The sequence below is a fragment of the Streptomyces niphimycinicus genome (genome assembly GCF_018883605.1).
Taxonomy (GTDB): Bacteria; Actinomycetota; Actinomycetes; order Streptomycetales; family Streptomycetaceae; genus Streptomyces; species Streptomyces niphimycinicus.
In genome coordinates this window covers 1-2,487 of record NZ_JAHLEM010001168.1, presented here as the reverse complement: position 1 = coordinate 2,487, position 2,487 = coordinate 1, and the positions used below count along the sequence as shown (strand labels likewise).

Below are 2,487 nucleotides of genomic sequence, written 5' to 3'. Positions count from 1 at the left end.
CGCCCGCCCCGCCCCGCGCCCCGGTGCCTGCGCCGCCGCGTGACCCGGAGGCGGCCCCCTCACCCGGGCCCCAGTTCTCCTCGCCCCGGCGGGGGTCCCGGGGGCCGGTGGCCGCGCCCTCCTCGTACCGTCCGGGCGCTGAGTGAGGCTCGTCACCCGGCTGGGCTACTCGGGTCCAGCCGGTGCCGGGGTGGCGGCCGGCAGGTGCCCAGGTGCCCTCGGCGGAGTGGGTGGGGGCGGACTGGGGGGCGCCGGTCCAGGGGCCCTCCGCGTGGGTGGGGTGGTCCCCGGCGGGCGTGACGCGGAGGTGGCCCTCGCCGTCCGCGTGGACCGGAAGGCGCGAGGGGGCCGAGGGGGCCGACGGGAACCCGGACGTCGCGGAGGGGACGCGCAGCCGCAGGGCGGACTCGCCGATCCGCAGCAGCGCCCCCGGCTCCAGCGGCACCGGATGGGGGCCCACGGGGACGCCGTCGGCGGCGGTGCCGTTGGTCGAGCCGAGGTCGGCGATGGTCACGCGGCCGTCCTCGGCGACCGTGACCGCGCAGTGCAGCCGGGAGACGTCGGGGTCGTCCAGGGGAACGTCCGCGTCGGCGGAGCGGCCGATGCGGACCTGGCCGCCGTGGAGCAGATGGACGCCGCCCGCGTCGGGGCCCGCGACCACGTCCAGATGGACCGTGGCGTCGGCCACCGCGGTCTCGGGGAGGCCGGGATAGCCGGGGTAGTGGCCGGAGTAGGGGTCGGCCGGGGCGTGCAGGGAGAGCACCGCGCCGTCCACCAGCGGCGGCTCGCCCAGCGCACAGCGCTGCGGGTCCAGCCGCTCACCCCCCGCGTACAGCACCACCGCGCCGCCGCCGCTGCCGCCCCCCGCCTCGTACCCGGCCGCGGCGACCGCGTCGGCGAGCCCGCCGGCCACCGAGGCCAGGGCCGTGCCGACAGGGGCGGTGACCAGGACGTCCACCGCGCCCATAAGGGCATGCGGCGCGGACGCGGGCGCAGGATGGTGGCCGGAACGGCCCGGGTGGGCGCTGCGCGGCCCGAGGACGGTCAGCCGAATCTGCATCGCCGTCAACGGTCCCTTCTGTCCGGGGGGCCGGGCAAGGGTGCCGACCCCCACCACCGCCCCCAGGCCCTTCGGCACGTACAGGTCCGTACGGGGTCGTACGGGTCACGGAGCGTGAGCCCCCAGCCGCTCGGCGCTTCCGTGCTGCCAGCATCCTCGCACCTGCCACCGACACTTCGCCCGCCGCCCGGCGCCACATGATCTTGATTGGTCGGCTAGTCGGCCGAAACTGGCTGATTGCGACCGGAACGGCCGCCCTTGAGACGCTTGGCGGTGCCCAATCGAGCGGCGATCGAGCGGCCCGGACCGCCACCGGCAACCATCTGCCCGGATCACACGTCTTCCCCGGCGCCGGACCCTCATGTGGTGATCGGATAGGGCGCACCGTGCGTCGCCATTACAGTGGGGCGGACGAGCACCACAAGCGGACCGTCAAGCAGCGCAACAAGCAAAGCGGTAAGCAGCGCAGCAAGCAGACCATCGCAGTCCACCGAAGTAAGACCACGATCAGGGAGCGCATGACGTGCGGCCGGTAGGCAGCAAGTACCTGCTCGAGGAGCCGCTCGGGCGCGGAGCCACGGGCACCGTATGGCGGGCGAGCCAGCGGGAGGCGGCGGGGGCCGAGGCCGCCGTGGCCGGGCAGCCCGGCGAGACCGTCGCGATCAAGGTCCTCAAGGAGGAGCTCGCGAACGACGCGGACATCGTCATGCGCTTTCTCCGCGAGCGCTCGGTGCTGCTGCGGCTCACCCACCCCAATATCGTCCGCACCCGTGACCTGGTGGTCGAGGGTGATCTGCTGGCCCTGGTCATGGACCTGATCGACGGCCCGGATCTGCACAAATACCTGCGCAGCAACGGCCCGTTCACCCCCGTCGCCGCATCCCTCCTCACCGCCCAGATCGCGGACGCGCTCGCCGCCAGCCACGCCGACGGCGTCGTGCACCGCGACCTCAAGCCCGCCAACGTGCTGCTCGCGGGCACCGGCGAGGGCCAGGAAATGCACCCGATGCTGACCGACTTCGGCATCGCGCGCCTCGCCGACTCGCCCGGCCTCACCCGCACCCAGGAGTTCGTCGGCACCCCCGCCTATGTGGCGCCGGAGTCCGCCGAGGGCCGTCCGCAGACCTCCGCCGTGGACATCTACGGCGCGGGCATCATGCTCTACGAGCTGGTCACCGGCCGTCCGCCGTTCGCCGGCAACACCGCCCTCGAGGTGCTCCACCGCCACCTCAGCGAGGAGCCGCGCCGCCCCTCGACCGTGCCCGAGCCGCTGTGGACCGTCATAGAGCGCTGTCTGCGCAAGCGGCCCGAGGAGCGACCCAGCGCCGAGAGCCTGGCCCGTGCGCTGCGCGTGGTCGCCGCCGGTGTCGGGGTGCACGCCTCCGCCGCGCAGGCCGAGGCGGCGCTCGGCGTCGCCGCGCTGCTCG

General features: G+C 74.9%; 2 protein-coding genes. One reads left to right on the top strand and one right to left on the bottom strand.

Annotated elements, in window-relative coordinates:
• A partial coding sequence (locus KN815_RS48565) for an FHA domain-containing protein (protein ID WP_216348133.1) occupies positions 1–1,060 on the bottom strand: 1,060 nt, incomplete at its 3' end.
• A 523-nt stretch (positions 1,061–1,583) separates the two neighbouring features.
• Here KN815_RS48565 and KN815_RS48560 point away from each other — a divergent pair.
• Positions 1,584–2,487: serine/threonine-protein kinase (locus KN815_RS48560; protein WP_216348132.1), on the top strand; the 904-nt coding region annotated here is incomplete at its 3' end.